Raw genomic sequence first — 14,672 nt, 5'->3', positions numbered from 1 at the left:
TAAGAAACAATGAACAATCATTATCCCAGATTTTCTGTTTTTCTTAAGAGTGAATTGCATGCCTGCGCAATAGTGGAAATCTTGCGACAAACCAGCAACAAAAAGTGATCGAGTTAGGGTTGAAGATGAGCTATAAATGAACGTTAACGATGCTGATCAAACCGCCACCGCAGCATCACGTTTCACAAAAAACAAGCTCGCGCCGACCAAAACCAGTACCGCACCAAAAATACGATTTTGCAGTACTTGCGCTTTGGCGTCGCGCATCAAGTTTTGCAATGAAGAAGCCAACAGTGCATAACTATGCATTACGGTCGTATCAACCACCACCATGGTCACCGCCAAAATTGCTAGCTGCGGAATCAAAGCTGCTTGACTATTAATAAAATTTGGCAATACCGCCACCATGAATACAATACCTTTGGGATTGCTAGCGTTCGTCAAAAAACCCGTCAGCACACGTCGATGAAAATCTGGCACATGCGTGCGGTCGGTAGCTTGATCTGTACGCTCAGTAGCGATTGGAGGTTTACTAAAGAATTGCGTCACGCCTAAATAAATCAGGTACAAAGCGCCCAGAATTTTGACGATGCCAAATGCGGTCTCTGAAGCCAACAACAATGATCCAACACCAGCGCCCGCAATTACCAATACCAATAACAAGCCCAACTGCAAACCCAAGATCGTCACACTAGCCCGCTTTACACCATACGCCAGACCATGCGACATCGATAAAATCGCACCAGAGCCGGGCGAAATTGCAATCAAACAGGCAGCACAGAAAAACGAGAACCAAGTAGCGAAAGTCATAATCGTAAGCGCTTTATAAAAACAAAAAAGAGCCGTGATTATCCCGCATAATCGTCAATACCGCAGCACTTGTCAGTGGTATGGCTAACAGAAGTTAAAGTAATGTTTATGCAACCTACATGTAATTTTTAAGCGATACCATTCGCGCCGTAGCTTAAGAAAGCTGGACGTATGCACAATCGATCAAAATAGGTTTGTAGTGCAGGCAGATTTGCATGCGCAATCGGCGTTGCCCGCCAGCGATTTAACGACAAGCCGAACACAATATCTGCCAAGCTAAATTGTTCGCCACATAAATATGCACCGGTTGTTTGTAGCTGTCGATCAGCAATCTCCATGTGACGATTCCATTCGCGCACACTGTTTTCAATCGCAGCGATATCTTTATGTGCAGGACTATGCCGAACCGAAGCCATAAAAGCATAGCGCCAAGCATTGTTTAATTCCGTTGCCTGCCAATCCATCCACTTTTCAACCTGCGCTCTGCCCAAAGGATCTTGTGGCAGCAAATCGGTACGGCCGTGACGCGCAGCTAAGTAGCGACAAATCGTATTCGATTCCCACAACACTTGTCCCGCATCTTGAATCACCGGCACCATCGCGTTCGGATTTAAAGCAAGAAATTCTGGTGTCGTCACAGAATTTGTTGTGCCACTCCCATATTCAGTTAGCTCAAATTCAAGCCCAATTTCTGCACAAGTCCATAAGACTTTGCGTACATTGATTGAGCTTGCTTTACCTAAAATTTGTAATACAGCCATGATGTTCTTGTCGAGAGAGTTTGCGCAATTTCAAACAAAATTAGTTTGGACTCAGATGATCAAATCATGCTTGATCAAGCATGATCATGGCACAAATCACGCGACAAGAACTAGAAGAACATTAGACGGAACTTCTATTTTAGGCTGCGGACATACGTGGATAATCGGTATATCCTTTTTCTTCACCGCCATAGAATGTGCTGCGATCAGCTTCGTTCAAAGCGGCACCAGCAGCAAAGCGCTCAACCAAATCTGGATTGGCGATATAAGGACGACCAAACGCGACTGCATCCGCCAAACCACTTTGAATCAAAGCATCCGCTTCTTGATCAGTATAACCACCGCAGCAAATCAAAGTTGCAGGAAACGCAGCACGTAATTGTTGACGGAATTCTTGTGACAATTCAGCACCGCCAGCCCAATCAGGTTCAGCGATATGCAAATAGGCAATACCACGTTTGGTAAATTCAGCCGCCAGGTACAAAGCACTTGCTTCTGCTTCGGTATCAGCGATGCCATGTGCGATGAAGTTTGGCGATAAACGCACACCAACCCGATCCGGTCCCATCTCGGCAATCGCTGCATCAACCGCTTCTAAAGTTAAGCGGGCGCGATTCTCGATACTGCCACCGTAAGCATCGGTACGTTGATTACTATTCGTTGCTAAAAATTGTTGTAGCAAATAACCGTTGGCTGCATGTACCTCAACAAAGTCGAAACCTGCTCGCTTTGCTCTCTGCGCAGCTTGTCGATATTGCGCAATGATGGATGGCATTTCTGCCCATTCCAATGCGCGCGGTTGTGCAGTTTGGACATTCGCAGGCGTGCCATCTTTTTGGATCACAAAACACTGAGAATTTTCGGCGGTGATCGCCGATGCAGAAACTGGCGCTGCGTCGTTCTCTTGCAATAAATTATGAGAAATACGACCCACATGCCACAACTGCAAAGAAATTCGTCCATTTTTTGCATGCACCGCATCGACAACTTGCTTCCAGCCAGCTTCTTGCGCGTCAGTGTAAATTCCTGGCGTCCATGCATAACCTTGGCCCTGACGAGAAATTTGGCTCGCTTCTGTCACGATCAAACCAGCACTAGCACGTTGCGCATAATATTCGACGTTCAAAGCGCGTGGTACATCACCCGGCTGACCGGCACGAGAGCGCGTTAATGGCGCCATCATCACACGATTCGCAAGTTCAATTGATCCAACTTTTACTGGGCTTAATAATTTCGTTAACATCTTTTTTCCTTAAAAATACCGATCGCGTACCAAAGCTTTGTCTTAATCAAAAACTAGGCTTAAAAATTAGACCGGTCGTCTATAAACAATTTCAAAAAAATGGGCAAATGCCCACAACAATTCTTTTATTTCATCGTTACCGCAAACTGCCTTAAACCATTTATCAAAACTGATGCCAATTGCAATTGGTTCTTCAAACACCCAAAATCTTTTTAGTCTGCTGCATCGCTACTTCCATAGGTCGCATCTGCAAATGCACCTTACTTAGTAGCGAAGCACCGACCCAAGTCGCATACAAAAACTCTGCCAATTCAGCCGTGTTCACTTCCGCAGATACATGCCCATCACGCTGCACTTCTTGCAAAACCACAGCAATTTTCTGCGTAATCCCTTGCATGCCAGCTGTTAAAGCAAGACGCATCGCCTCGGATAAATCTGAGACTTCCGCTGCGAGTTTGACCGCTAAACAAAGCTTATGACATGCCGAAGATTCAGCTTGCTGCTGCCAAACCGCAAAGTAATTGATCAAGCGTTCACGCGCTGGCACCGCTTCATTCAACAAAATCTGGTTAGTACGAATTTGGTAATCGGCAAAATAGCGCTCCAACATCGCCACCCCAAAACCTTCTTTTGACTGAAAGTAATGATAGAACGAGCCTTTTGGCACTGCGGCAGCACTCAAAATCTCACTTAATCCCAACGCAGAAAAGCCTTTACCCAAAATCAAAGCTTGCCCAGTAGACAAGATACGTTCACGGGTATCTTGCTGCGCGCTTTGTTGATGAGATGATGGGATTGAAGATGTTTGCATGGGTGAATAATATTAGACCAGTCGTCTAGTGTCAACTCATTTCACCAGAAACTTCTAAATAGTTTCGCCTTAAATGTCTTTCTCTCAAGCTCTTACTTCGCTTGATCAACTTAACTCCCCCTGTACATTTTTTATTTTGCGCTGGTGTTTGCATCACTATACATGCCTGTCATTTCAACAATCCAATCTGTACCTGCGTTTTTCAAACTACGATTTTTGCTTCTTGCTGCCACTGTCATCAGATAAAAAAACACGGTTTAGTCCAAGGTCTTACGATGATTCTGTATAAGCAAAGAAATCAAGCTTTGAAAAAAACATCCGATACCCACTGCAGTGCGCTTCGAACATCTGGCACGCAACTATCACGCACAAAGCACCGCACCGCGCATTCAATTTTCTGTGGGATTCAAAATGAAAATCGCTAGCTCCGAGATACTGATGCAATCGAGTTATGCATCTATGCAAAAGACAGAAACTCAAGAACGCACACGGGCTTGGATAGGAAATAAGCGCCCCGATTTTGAAGCGATGGAAGCAAAGCTACAAAAGTTGAGCGAAACTGACGCGCCCAACATAGGCAACGATATCCTGCAAGAAAATTTCTCTCGATTACAAGCCGATACCGTACGTTTATCTGACGCTGCATTGCAGGCACAATCCAATGAAGTCAACGCAAGTCAAGCCGTCGATAAAATTGAAGACGAGTTAGAAAACGATCCACGCATGATGGTGATTAAGTATTTAATCGAGCTAATGACGGGACGCAAAATCGAACACCTAAAAACCGCAAACCTAGATTCGCCATCGAATGGCGATGTGGCAAAAGCAGTCAGCCAATCCAACGGTGCTGTGACTAATAATCAGCAGACACCACCCGCGCGTCCAAATGCTGGCTGGGGTGTGGAGATCGACGTGCAGCATCGCTACACTGAGACAGAACAAACCAAGTTCCAAGCCAGCGGCACAATTACCACTGCGGATAACAAGCAAATTCAGTTTAATCTTAGCTTTGAATTGAACCGCAGTTATCAAGAAGAAAGCCGTACCCAAATTCGACAAGGTGATGCGAAAAAAATCGACCCCTTAACTTTAAATTTTTCTGGTACTAGCGCGCAACTTACCTCGCAAAAGTTTGAATTTGACCTGAATGCAGATGGCAAGAAAGACAGTATTTCATTTGTCCAAGGAGCTGGCTTTTTAGCGTTTGATAAAAATGGCGATGGCAAAATTAATGACGGTAGCGAACTATTTGGCCCAGGTACCGGCAATGGCTTTGCAGAACTCGCCGCTTACGATAGCGACGGAAATAATTGGATAGATGAAAATGATACGATCTTCGACAAACTTCAAGTTTGGACCAAAGATGGCGCAGGCAAAGACCAATTACAAAAGCTCAAACAAGCCAATGTTGGTGCACTATTTTTAGGAAATGCATCAACCCCGTTCGAGCTGAACAACGCAAATAATCAAACTCAGGGACAAATTCGTTCGTCGGGTATTTGGTTGACAGAAGATGGTCAAGTACGTAGCTTGCAGCAAGTCGATCTGGCAGTTTAATCGTCGCCTCGTGTTGATGCACAGATTAGCTTAATCATCCTAATCATCGACACCGCATCAACACCGAGCATTACTTACTTGCAAAAATCTATTACTGAATTTTATTGTAGGAAGAACTGTTTAAGTTCTGCCACAAAGCGTTCAACATCTTCCGCACTAATATCAAGATGCGTAACCAAACGTACTCTTTTCCCAGCAGAGATAATGATACCTTTGCTGCGCAAATAATCACCCGCACACAAGCCAATTTCTTTGCTGGCAAATTCGATGTACAACATATTTGTATGCGCAGCCTCCACGCTGAGTTCGGCGATTTGACTCAAAGCATGCTGCAATTGCAGTGCATTTGCATGGTCATCTGCCAAACGATTAACATGGTGATCCAACGCATAATCAATAGCGGCTGCGATAATTCCCGCTTGTCGCATCCCACCACCCACCATCTTGCGCCAACGACGCGCCTCATGAATAAAATCGCGCGGACCACACAAAACACTTCCTATCGGTGCGCCTAAACCTTTGGAGCAGCAAACCGACACCGTATCAAAAGCTTGCGTGATATCGATCACCGGAATAGTCTGTGCCACCGCCGCATTAAATACACGCGCACCATCCAAATGACAGGCCATATCGTGCGAATGAGCAAACGCGATGGCGGCTTGCAAATAGTTATTTGAAATCACTTTGCCAGAATGCGTATTTTCTAAACTGAGCAAACTCGATACTGCATAATGCACGTCATTCGGTTTAATTACCGCCGCAACTTTTTGCAAATCTAAACTGCCATCTGCCTCGACAGGCACTGGCTGCGGAACAATACTTCCTAAGGATGCAGCACCGCCAGATTCATACAAATAAGTGTGATAATTTTGGCCAACAATATATTCATCACCTCGCCCACAATGCGTCAACAAGGCGACTAAATTGCTTTGTGTACCACTTGCGACTAGCATCGCGGATTCCATTCCTGTCAACGCTGCCATCTTGGCCTCTAAGGCATTCACACTAGGATCGTCGCCATACACGTCATCACCGACCTCAGCACGGCTCATCACAGCACGCATTGCTTCAGTTGGTCGCGTTACGGTATCACTTCTAAAATCAATCAAATTTGACATGGCTATGCTTTTCTTTGGTAAAAGTAAATAGTAGGTAATAAGACAGCGAAAATATCAAGCGCAGCAATTTTCTTTTCCTGCTTATTTTTAGAACTCACGAGCCGATTTGGAAAGCAAATTAGCAAATAGGTTCCCGCTCTCGTAGGCGAAGTAACTTGCGTATGCATGGACTATACCGCGACATCGTCGCCAAACTAAATCGATGACGACAACAGATACAAGTACAACAATTTCACTGTGCCGAAATCGGCATCTGAACCAGCATAAATTAGCAAGACAAGTCGAGCAGAAGATCGCTACACTGCGATATGGTCTCGATTTCGCTATCGATAACACTTTCAATTTCGCACTAGATCAAATCTAAATCAATATTCAGCTGGAGTTTATTCATGCTAAGCCAAGCCAATCAGCAAGTGACAAAAATTCAAATTATTGATTCTCATACCGGAGGCGAGCCAACGCGCCTAATCGTTGATGGAGGTCCAGATCTAGGCGATGGTCCGCTATCAGAACGTGTCAACGTATTTAAAGAAAAATTTGATCACATTCGCAGCGCGGTTGTTTGTGAACCTCGTGGCTCTGATGTTTTAGTTGGTGCGCTACTGTGTAAGCCGCACGATCCAAGCTGCTCAGTTGGCGTAATCTTTTTTAATAATGTCGGCTACCTCGGCATGTGTGGTCATGGCACGATAGGACTAGTTGCCACCTTAGCGTACCAGGGTGTTTTGCAAATCGGTCGCCACAAAATCGATACGCCTGTAGGTGCGGTCGAAGTTGAATTACATCCAGATCACAGTGTGAGTGTCCATAACGTCGCTGCGTATCGGGCACAACATGCGGTCACGATCGAGGTGGAAGATCATGGACCAGTCACAGGCGATATCGCTTGGGGTGGCAACTGGTTCTTCTTGATTGCAGATCATGGTCAAGATATGCGTTTAGCGAACATCGAAGCCTTAACCAGCTTTGCATGGCGCGTGAGAGAAGCCTTAAATGCGGCAGGGATTCGAGGTGATAACGGTGGAGAGATCGATCACATTGAACTATTCGGTCCACCATCAGCGAGCGAAAACGACAGTCAAAATTTCGTGCTCTGCCCAGGCAAGGCGTACGACCGCTCTCCTTGTGGCACAGGAACCAGCGCCAAACTCGCATGCCTAGCTGCCGATGGCAAACTCAAGGCAGGTGAAATCTGGCGTCAAGAAAGTATCATTGGTAGCGTATTTGAAGCTAGCTTTCGAGCACACAGCGAAAGCGGAAAAATCCATCCAACCATACGTGGGACAGCATTTGTCAATGCAGAATCAAGCTTGATCTTGCAAGACAATGATCCATTTGTGTATGGCATCCGCTAGAAACCAAACTGCGAAAAACGAAGAGTACCTCAATGACTGATTTACAGCGTACAACAAAGACAAACTACGATGCACTCATTATCGGTGGCGGCATTATCGGTTGCGCCAGTGCCGCTAGCTTAGCGCAGGCTGGTTTGCGTGTTGGCATTATCGAGCCAAGTACGATTGGTGGAGGTACGACTGCCGCTGGCATGGGGCATTTAGTGGTGATGGATGATAACCCTGCTGAGTTGGCGCTGAGCCGTTATTCATTAGAATTGTGGCGACAATTGGTACATCGTCATCCAAACGAGGCTGCCAAACATGAATACAGCGAGTGCGGTACGATTTGGGTTGCAGCAGATGAAGAAGAAGTTGAAGCAGCACGCGCTAAATTACAGGTCTTACAAGCACATGATGTGCGCTGCGAATTACTCAGCGCTAGTCAACTAGCCGAACGTGAACCACAGCTACGTGCAGGTTTAGCTGGTGGTTTATTAGTGCATCAAGATGCACTTGTTTATCCACCCAAAAGCGCGCAGCTATTACTGAATATCGCACTTGAACACGGCGCAGAGCGGATTAAAGCAAGTGTCGTCGACATCATGAACCAAGCAGTCAAACTCGCAGATGGTAACGAAATCCAAGCAAATCATATTGTTGTCGCCAACGGTTTAGCATCAACAAAACTAATTGATGACCTGCCGCTACGCTATAAAAAAGGCCATCTACTTATCACCGACCGTTATCCCAAATTCATACGCCATCAGTTGGTAGAACTTGGCTATATCAAAAGCGCACATGCATCAGATGGTGATTCAGTCGCGTTCAATCTGCAACCACGTCCAACTGGACAAGTTTTTATCGGTTCATCCCGCCAGTTTGATGTGACGCATAAAGAAATCGATCATGCGATTTTAGGAAAAATGTTAGCGCAAGCTTGTACTTATGTGCCAGCACTCGCACAGCTAAAAGGCATTCGCGCATGGACTGGTTTTCGTGCTGCGACACCTGATGGCTTGCCTTATATTGGGCCACATCCAAGCCGTCAACACGTATGGATGGCAACGGGTCATGAAGGCTTGGGTATCACCACCTCACTCGCCACTGCGCAAATTTTATGCGATCAGATTTGTCGTCAACCGAGTAAGATCGCAGTCGAAGCTTATTGGCCCTCACGCGATCTAAACCCGCATTGAGTGCGGCGCACAAGCTAAGTACATTTAAAAAAAGAATCTTACAAAATCAGCATAGAAATGAGCAGTGATATGAATTCTGCACCAGCATCATCTAGTTCAATCTCCATCAGCATTAATGGTCAGATGCATCAAGTGGAAAGCGGTATCAGCGTTGCCGCCGCACTGGCAAAGTGCGGCAAGCCACAAACCAGATTATCTGTAACAGGAATGCCGCGCACTGCATTCTGCGGCATGGGTGTGTGCCAAGAATGCCGTGTGACGATTAATGGCGCATCACATCAACTCGCCTGCCAAACGATGTGCACTGATCAAATGCAAATTTTGACGGGAGAATGCGCATGAGTAAAATCATCATTATCGGTGCAGGCCCCGCAGGCTTAGCTGCCGCTGCTGCTGCCCTCGCATCGGGTGCGCAAATCGACATCATTGACGACAATCATGCTTCGGGTGGGCAAATTTGGCGCGGCGGTGCGGATCACCAAAAAGATACGCGCGCCACAAAGCTATGGCAACAATTAAGTCAAAGCACGCAAGTGCAATTTCACTTTGGTGCCAAAGTCGTACATGCAACAAAGCGCGACGATACTTATCAAATCGTCGTAGAGAAACAAGCCAACAATCAGACGCAGATTTTTTCTGCGAATAAAATGATTTTATGTACCGGAGCGCGTGAATTATTACTGCCCTTCCCTGGTTGGACCTTAAATGGTGTGACTGGCGCGGGAGGCTTACAAGCTTTAGCCAAAGCGGCCTATCCAGTCGCCGGAAAACGTATCATCGTCGCTGGTAGTGGTCCATTATTATTTGCTGTTGCGGCGAGCTTAATTGAGCGCGGCGCGCACGTTACTCACGTGATCGAGCAAGCGAAATTTGGACAACTGAGTCGTTTTGCACTCGGCTTAATTGCAACGCCAAGCAAAATCACGCAAGCCTATCAATTGATGCGGACGATGCACAAAACTCTGGAGACTCGCTATCACGCTAATAGCTATGTAGTGTCAGCACACGCATCAACAGACGAGAGTGCAAAAAAAGAAACCACGAAAGAAGCCTCAAACGATACAATTAAGGAAAACACCTTAGCCTGCGTCCGCGTCTCAATTCAAGGTGAAGTACAAGATATCCCATGTGACATGCTCGCCTGCGGTTATGGCCTAATGCCGAATACTGAACTCGCGACAGTGCTAGGCTGCGCCATTCTCGACGACAAGACTTATCCAAAAGTACAGGTGAACGAAGCACAAGAAACTAGTCTGCATGGTGTGTACTGTGCTGGTGAAGGTACAGGGATCGGCGGTGTTGATTTAGCATTAGCAGAAGGAACAATTGCAGGCCTCGCCGCGAGCGGACAAAGTATTTCATCTAAATACAAAGCACAACGCCATAAGTGGCGTGGCTTCGCACAGCGTCTGCATCAAGCATTTGGCTTACGTGACGAGCTAAAACATCTATGCCAAGCAGATACCATCGTCTGTCGTTGTGAAGACGTGACTTACGGACAATTGGAACAACACAGCGATTGGCGCGATGCGAAATTACACACGCGCTGCGGCATGGGCGCCTGCCAAGGACGTATCTGCGGCAATGCCAATCGCTTTCTGTTTTCTTGGGAAAAAGACAGTGGAAGATTACCAATGACTTCGATGAAAATTGCTAGTTTGATGATTGCTTGTGAAAACGATACAAAGTAATTTGCTTGAGAAAAAGTCTCACAAAAAAACGCTCCCAAAAAAGGAGCGTCTTCTTATCTCACTCAATCTCTGGCCGCTCTGAACGCATCCATGTATAGGTCAAACCTATCAACACAGACGGCGCTGTTTTACGCTTAACTAACGGACTATTTTCGTTCGCCGCGCCGGTAACACTATCTACACGAACACCACCAAACACGCGGAAATTATTGGTGTAAGAATGTGATAAAAATGCTGACAAGCGCCAAGAAATAATTCCCTGCTTGGCTTGATAAGCAGCACGATCAGCTAAAACTTGATCTGGTCTAACTTGGTAAAAAGTTTCCGCCATTTGTCGATTACCCCACACTGTCGAAATGCCAGTGCTGTAGCGCCAGCCACCGAATGCACGGCGTTCGAAAGTCAACTCCGGTTCAACTGTAATACCTTTGCGCTTGAAGCTATTACTTACATCAAATACGGCACGCACCGGCAACTCAAAACGCCAGCGACCATTTGCCTCGGGCTCGCTGATGTTCCATTTTAAACGCGGCCCAAACTCAATCATATTGCCGAGTTTTTCCATACCGCGTCGCGCACTCACCTTGTCAGAGCTAGAGCCCAAGGCACCAGCAAACCCAACATCAAATTCAAAGCGCGGCGTTTTGATTGCGCGATATCCGGTATTACCACGATCGACGCGGAAATGCTCGCCGCGATATAAAAAATACGGCACCGCTAAAAAGCGATTCACATACGTATCCGAACCAGGATAAGCCTGTTGACTGAGTGCGAATGCGGAGGCACCAAACTCCCACAAAGGCAATGGCTCAACATCTTTCACCAAGGCTGGTTTACTAGTTTGTGCATCTTGCTGAATTTGTTCGTTCGGCGACGCATTCAATTCTTGTGCCGAGGCGTAAGTAGCGAGGGAGAAAAGTAAAGCTGTTGGAATGAGCACCGCTTTGAGCATAGTCTAACCTTTAAAAACATGATTTTGAGCAAGAGAATTCGCAGTGTAACGCAGCTCAACATAAAATGGGATCATGACCGAGGCGACCAAAAAGAAATGCTGAGAAAACATCGTAAACACCACACTAGCTCGGTTCACAATGTCCCAGCATATTGAATGATGCAGGCATAACGCTGACCATTTCCATCACCAGAGCGTTAATACCGTCCGCCCCCAACTAAGAATTAATCGAACGCAGTCGGCCGTGATCAATCAAAGTCAAACAAATCAGACAAGAAGCCTTCTTTTTTCTTCTTGTAATGACCGCCATGATGATGCTGCGGATAAGTGTGGCTAGATTGATGTCTATGCTGTGAAGAATAATGCTGAGTTGGCTGCGGATAAGGTTGATGCTGTTGCGGATAGGGCTGATGTTGTGACTGATGTTGCGGCTGTGGTTGTGGCACCGCTTGCGTAGGATAGCTAGGCACGGCTGGTGCAGCTGCTGGCATCGTATTCACAACATCACCAGCCGCTGCAGAGCTTGCCACGCCAGAACGCTCAATGATTTTGTCCAACTCACCGCGATCTAACCAAACGCCACGGCACTGCGGGCAGTAATCAATTTCTATTCCCTGACGTTCAGACATCAATAAATTCGTATTTTCACAAACGGGACATTTCATCGCGCAAACTCTCTTTCTTTCCCAATATAAATAGAAATCACTATGTAGATAAACCCATGCCCAAGCCAAGCTCATACTCGACGAACGAAGATCAAATACGATAATTACAGAAGCAGGAGGAACGTTCGTTAACGGCATTTTAAGCGCTTTGTTGGGCGCATCGTGCAGAGTTCCCGCGGTAAAATTACTATAGATTTACCACCTCAATCATATTGTCCAAAATAGGCAGGAATTAATACCGCGAGTAACTAAAAACATCGATTCTTAGATTAGCCAGTTCTGTTCCTCAATCATTGATTCACGTGCTTTCGAGTCGCCTGTGAACTATCATTTGGACGAATCAGTTCTGCTTGATCAAACCTACCGTCTTTTCCCAGTTTAAACTCAATACCATAGCCTCTCAACCCTTGAAGTTCGAACCGATAGCCACTTACCAGTTGTAAGACATAACGCGGACGCCCTACCATTTCAGCATACAATGACTTATCTTGCAGTCCTATTTTAAATTCACGATTTCCATCAAAAGTGAAAGTGCCCGTGAATCGTCTCAAAAATTCCGCGTCTGCCGCATTCGCTTCTTTCTCGCGTGTAAATACGATATCTTTGACGGATGATTCCAATTCGATATGCAAAGAGGCAATATCGCCATTTCGATCAGTAAAAAATTGCACGCGCTGATTAGCAAATATAGAGTCACCATCCTCTATAACATCGCCGACAAAACTATCGTAGTGCCAATGTGTAAGCAATGTGCGGTTATCATTCAAGACCAACTGTAGTCGATCTTGTTGCAGGCTAACAGTAACAACTCCATAGGCTGGATGCTCATACTTACCAACATACGACGAAAGTGCTTGGCTAGTTTGAGTTCCCACTTTACGAATGCCTGTTACGGACTTGGCGACTGAATTCGTGTCTTCTTTTTGAACTACTTTTCTTTGCAACGCTAGCGCGCTGTTATCACGTACTTCCAACTTTAGTAGGCGATCTAAAGCATTTCTAGTAATGAATTCGCGTATTGGCGATCCCTCAAGATTACTGAGCACAGCAACTCCGATTCCCTCCTGAGGCAATAATGTCACCATGGATGAGAAACCATCAATTTTTCCACCATGATGTAAGCGCACGTGACCGCGATAAATATCACTGAACCAACCAACTGCATAACTTCTATCTTTCACATCAACACTGTTTTCCTCCCCAGTACGAATGTGGATCTTCTGCATCATTTGCATAATATCGGCACTTAACACTTGTTTGCCTATGTGCCGTCCATTGTTCAAATGTAAGCGTAACCAAGCAGATAGTTCATTTGCTGATGTATTAAGGCCGCCAGCAGGATTCATCGAACCTAAAGAACGAAAAGAAATCTGTCGTGGCTCGCCATTTTTGGCTAGGCGATATGGTTGCGAAAAATCGGAATCTTGGCGTGTTTGCTCAATACTGAAATTACTTCGTGCCATCCCAAGGGGTTGCAACAAACGTTCGCCTACCATGTCTTCCCATGTCTGCCCGGTTATACACTCGGTCAAATATCCTGCTGTCATAAATAGCAGATTATTATATTGAAAGACAGAACCCAAATCCTTACTCGGTTCAAGATATCGCAATCGCCGTACCAAATCTTGGCGCGGATGTTTCGCGTTATACCAAAGTGCATCATGACGCGGCAAACCACTACGATGGGTTACTAAATCTAAAGGAGTGAGTCGTTCACTCGCCTTTTCATCATACAACTTGAATTCTGGTAGCCAATTTCTGACAGGTTGATCCCATGCCAGTTTCCCTTCATCCACTAATACGGCCATCATTGCCGTCGTAAATGCTTTACTAGCACTGCCAATTGGCAGTAATGTATCCGATGTCATAGGTAACTGTTTATCGACATTTCGTAATCCGAACCCCCGCGAAAACAGAATTTGATCTCCCTTCACAATCACAACAGCAACACCCGGAACTTTCCAATCCATACGAATTTTCTCTACATCTTTTTCAAAGTCTTTTAGCAATGGTAAAACACTCGGTGTTACAGAGTTAAGGTTCTGTAGCGATTCAATAGTTTGTGCAGAATCGTACTGCGTCAAAGAGAAAGGGGTTTTAGTGCCACTCTGACTAAATTCCCCCTCAATTTTTCTACTCACAGCATCGAAATGCCCAACAAAAGTTGGTGTACCCTTCACATCTGCAATGCTAAATTGTAGATTGTGACCATCAATCTGGATGTCTTTTAACTTTAGATCCTTTGCACCTTGCTGAGGAATTGAAATGCTGCCATGCCATTCTTTTTCAACTTGCGCTAGCCGCAGGTCAAGCACCAATACTTTACCGTTTGACAAATTCACTGTCCCTTTCCAAGAGCTTGCTGTCGGAAAATTTCCTTTATTGTCGTACTCTGCAGATTCAATCAACTCAGAAAATCCTCTTCCCGTTGAAGCTACAGAACTATGTACAATAAATTGCATGCACAAAAATGATACGCTCCACGCCAAAATAGTTTTTACTTGCATCTTTGTTTCTTTCCAAATTTTAAA

At 45.6% G+C, this 14,672-nt stretch carries 14 protein-coding genes; 5 read left to right on the top strand and 9 right to left on the bottom strand.

All coding sequences use genetic code 11. From position 1 onward, the window contains the following. Positions 1-156: 156 nt before the first annotated feature. The 5 genes from KDM92_RS09825 to KDM92_RS18735 all read right to left on the bottom strand — a co-directional run bounded on the left by KDM92_RS09825 (position 157) and on the right by KDM92_RS18735 (position 3,879). The gene (locus tag KDM92_RS09825; protein ID WP_212684179.1) at positions 157-810 is read right to left on the bottom strand and encodes a LysE family translocator; all 654 of its coding nucleotides are present in this window, start codon (positions 808-810) and stop codon (positions 157-159) included. A 128-nt stretch (positions 811-938) separates the two neighbouring features. Then, positions 939-1,571, bottom strand: coding sequence for a glutathione S-transferase family protein (locus tag KDM92_RS09820; protein WP_212684178.1), 633 nt, complete (start codon positions 1,569-1,571; stop codon positions 939-941). Between the two features lie 139 nt (positions 1,572-1,710). After that, a complete protein-coding gene (locus tag KDM92_RS09815) occupies positions 1,711-2,814 on the bottom strand; it encodes an alkene reductase (RefSeq protein ID WP_212684177.1) in 1,104 nt (367 codons plus the stop codon). A gap of 193 nt (positions 2,815-3,007) precedes the next feature. Next, the gene (locus tag KDM92_RS09810; protein ID WP_212684176.1) at positions 3,008-3,625 is read right to left on the bottom strand and encodes a TetR/AcrR family transcriptional regulator; all 618 of its coding nucleotides are present in this window, start codon (positions 3,623-3,625) and stop codon (positions 3,008-3,010) included. Positions 3,626-3,756: 131 nt separating this feature from the next. Continuing rightward, complete coding sequence (locus KDM92_RS18735) at positions 3,757-3,879, bottom strand: hypothetical protein (protein WP_268972957.1); 123 nt, start codon at positions 3,877-3,879, stop codon at positions 3,757-3,759. Between the two features lie 157 nt (positions 3,880-4,036). On the opposite strand from KDM92_RS18735, the gene KDM92_RS09805 reads away from it, so the two are divergent. Next, entirely contained in the window at positions 4,037-5,182 is a 1,146-nt protein-coding gene (locus tag KDM92_RS09805; RefSeq protein WP_212684175.1) for a hypothetical protein, read from the top strand. A 101-nt stretch (positions 5,183-5,283) separates the two neighbouring features. On the opposite strand, the gene ltaE is transcribed toward KDM92_RS09805, so the two are convergent. Further along, complete coding sequence (gene ltaE / locus KDM92_RS09800) at positions 5,284-6,291, bottom strand: low-specificity L-threonine aldolase (protein WP_212684345.1); 1,008 nt, start codon at positions 6,289-6,291, stop codon at positions 5,284-5,286. Between the two features lie 398 nt (positions 6,292-6,689). Between ltaE and KDM92_RS09795 the strand changes: the two genes are divergently transcribed. From KDM92_RS09795 to KDM92_RS09780, 4 genes are all read left to right on the top strand, one after another. Continuing rightward, on the top strand, positions 6,690-7,655 hold the full coding sequence (locus KDM92_RS09795) for a 4-hydroxyproline epimerase (protein WP_212684174.1): 966 nt from the start codon (positions 6,690-6,692) through the stop codon (positions 7,653-7,655). Between the two features lie 32 nt (positions 7,656-7,687). After that, positions 7,688-8,833 carry an NAD(P)/FAD-dependent oxidoreductase gene (locus KDM92_RS09790; protein WP_212684173.1) on the top strand — a complete coding sequence of 382 codons (1,146 nt, stop codon included), beginning with the start codon at positions 7,688-7,690 and terminating at the stop codon, positions 8,831-8,833. Positions 8,834-8,902: 69 nt separating this feature from the next. Continuing rightward, positions 8,903-9,175, top strand: coding sequence for a 2Fe-2S iron-sulfur cluster-binding protein (locus KDM92_RS09785; protein ID WP_212684172.1), 273 nt, complete (start codon positions 8,903-8,905; stop codon positions 9,173-9,175). Then, positions 9,172-10,524: an NAD(P)/FAD-dependent oxidoreductase gene (locus KDM92_RS09780; protein WP_230408275.1), complete on the top strand. Its 1,353-nt coding sequence runs from the start codon at positions 9,172-9,174 to the stop codon at positions 10,522-10,524. Before KDM92_RS09785 ends, KDM92_RS09780 begins: the two co-directional genes overlap by 4 nt. Positions 10,525-10,582: 58 nt before the next feature. Here the strand turns inward: KDM92_RS09780 and KDM92_RS09775 are convergent, their stop codons facing one another. From KDM92_RS09775 to KDM92_RS09765, 3 genes are all read right to left on the bottom strand, one after another. After that, complete coding sequence (locus KDM92_RS09775; RefSeq protein WP_212684170.1) at positions 10,583-11,476, bottom strand: MipA/OmpV family protein; 894 nt, start codon at positions 11,474-11,476, stop codon at positions 10,583-10,585. A 248-nt stretch (positions 11,477-11,724) separates the two neighbouring features. After that, positions 11,725-12,141, bottom strand: coding sequence for a TFIIB-type zinc ribbon-containing protein (locus KDM92_RS19140; RefSeq protein WP_212684169.1), 417 nt, complete (start codon positions 12,139-12,141; stop codon positions 11,725-11,727). A 290-nt stretch (positions 12,142-12,431) separates the two neighbouring features. Beyond that, positions 12,432-14,648 carry a serine hydrolase gene (locus tag KDM92_RS09765; protein ID WP_212684168.1) on the bottom strand — a complete coding sequence of 739 codons (2,217 nt, stop codon included), beginning with the start codon at positions 14,646-14,648 and terminating at the stop codon, positions 12,432-12,434. Positions 14,649-14,672: the final 24 nt, after the last annotated feature.

Source organism: Affinundibacterium baiyunense, assembly GCF_018139645.1.
GTDB lineage: Bacteria > Pseudomonadota > Gammaproteobacteria > Burkholderiales > Burkholderiaceae_D > Undibacterium > Undibacterium baiyunense.
Note: the sequence above shows the minus strand (reverse complement) of the source record. Positions and strands in the feature narration are given on the sequence as shown.

Excerpts from the sequence above, each read along its gene's own strand:
- KDM92_RS09780 (WP_230408275.1), top strand. The coding sequence starts at position 9,172 with ATGAGTAAAATCATCATTATCGGTGCAGGCCCCGCAGGCTTAGCTGCC.
- KDM92_RS09805 (WP_212684175.1), top strand. The coding sequence starts at position 4,037 with ATGAAAATCGCTAGCTCCGAGATACTGATGCAATCGAGTTATGCATCT.
- KDM92_RS09795 (WP_212684174.1), top strand. The coding sequence starts at position 6,690 with ATGCTAAGCCAAGCCAATCAGCAAGTGACAAAAATTCAAATTATTGAT.
- KDM92_RS09810 (WP_212684176.1), bottom strand. The coding sequence starts at position 3,625 with ATGCAAACATCTTCAATCCCATCATCTCATCAACAAAGCGCGCAGCAA.
- KDM92_RS09765 (WP_212684168.1), bottom strand. The coding sequence starts at position 14,648 with ATGCAAGTAAAAACTATTTTGGCGTGGAGCGTATCATTTTTGTGCATG.
- KDM92_RS09820 (WP_212684178.1), bottom strand. The coding sequence starts at position 1,571 with ATGGCTGTATTACAAATTTTAGGTAAAGCAAGCTCAATCAATGTACGC.
- KDM92_RS09775 (WP_212684170.1), bottom strand. The coding sequence starts at position 11,476 with ATGCTCAAAGCGGTGCTCATTCCAACAGCTTTACTTTTCTCCCTCGCT.
- KDM92_RS19140 (WP_212684169.1), bottom strand. The coding sequence starts at position 12,141 with ATGAAATGTCCCGTTTGTGAAAATACGAATTTATTGATGTCTGAACGT.
- KDM92_RS09790 (WP_212684173.1), top strand. The coding sequence starts at position 7,688 with ATGACTGATTTACAGCGTACAACAAAGACAAACTACGATGCACTCATT.
- KDM92_RS09785 (WP_212684172.1), top strand. The coding sequence starts at position 8,903 with ATGAATTCTGCACCAGCATCATCTAGTTCAATCTCCATCAGCATTAAT.
- KDM92_RS09815 (WP_212684177.1), bottom strand. The coding sequence starts at position 2,814 with ATGTTAACGAAATTATTAAGCCCAGTAAAAGTTGGATCAATTGAACTT.
- KDM92_RS09825 (WP_212684179.1), bottom strand. The coding sequence starts at position 810 with ATGACTTTCGCTACTTGGTTCTCGTTTTTCTGTGCTGCCTGTTTGATT.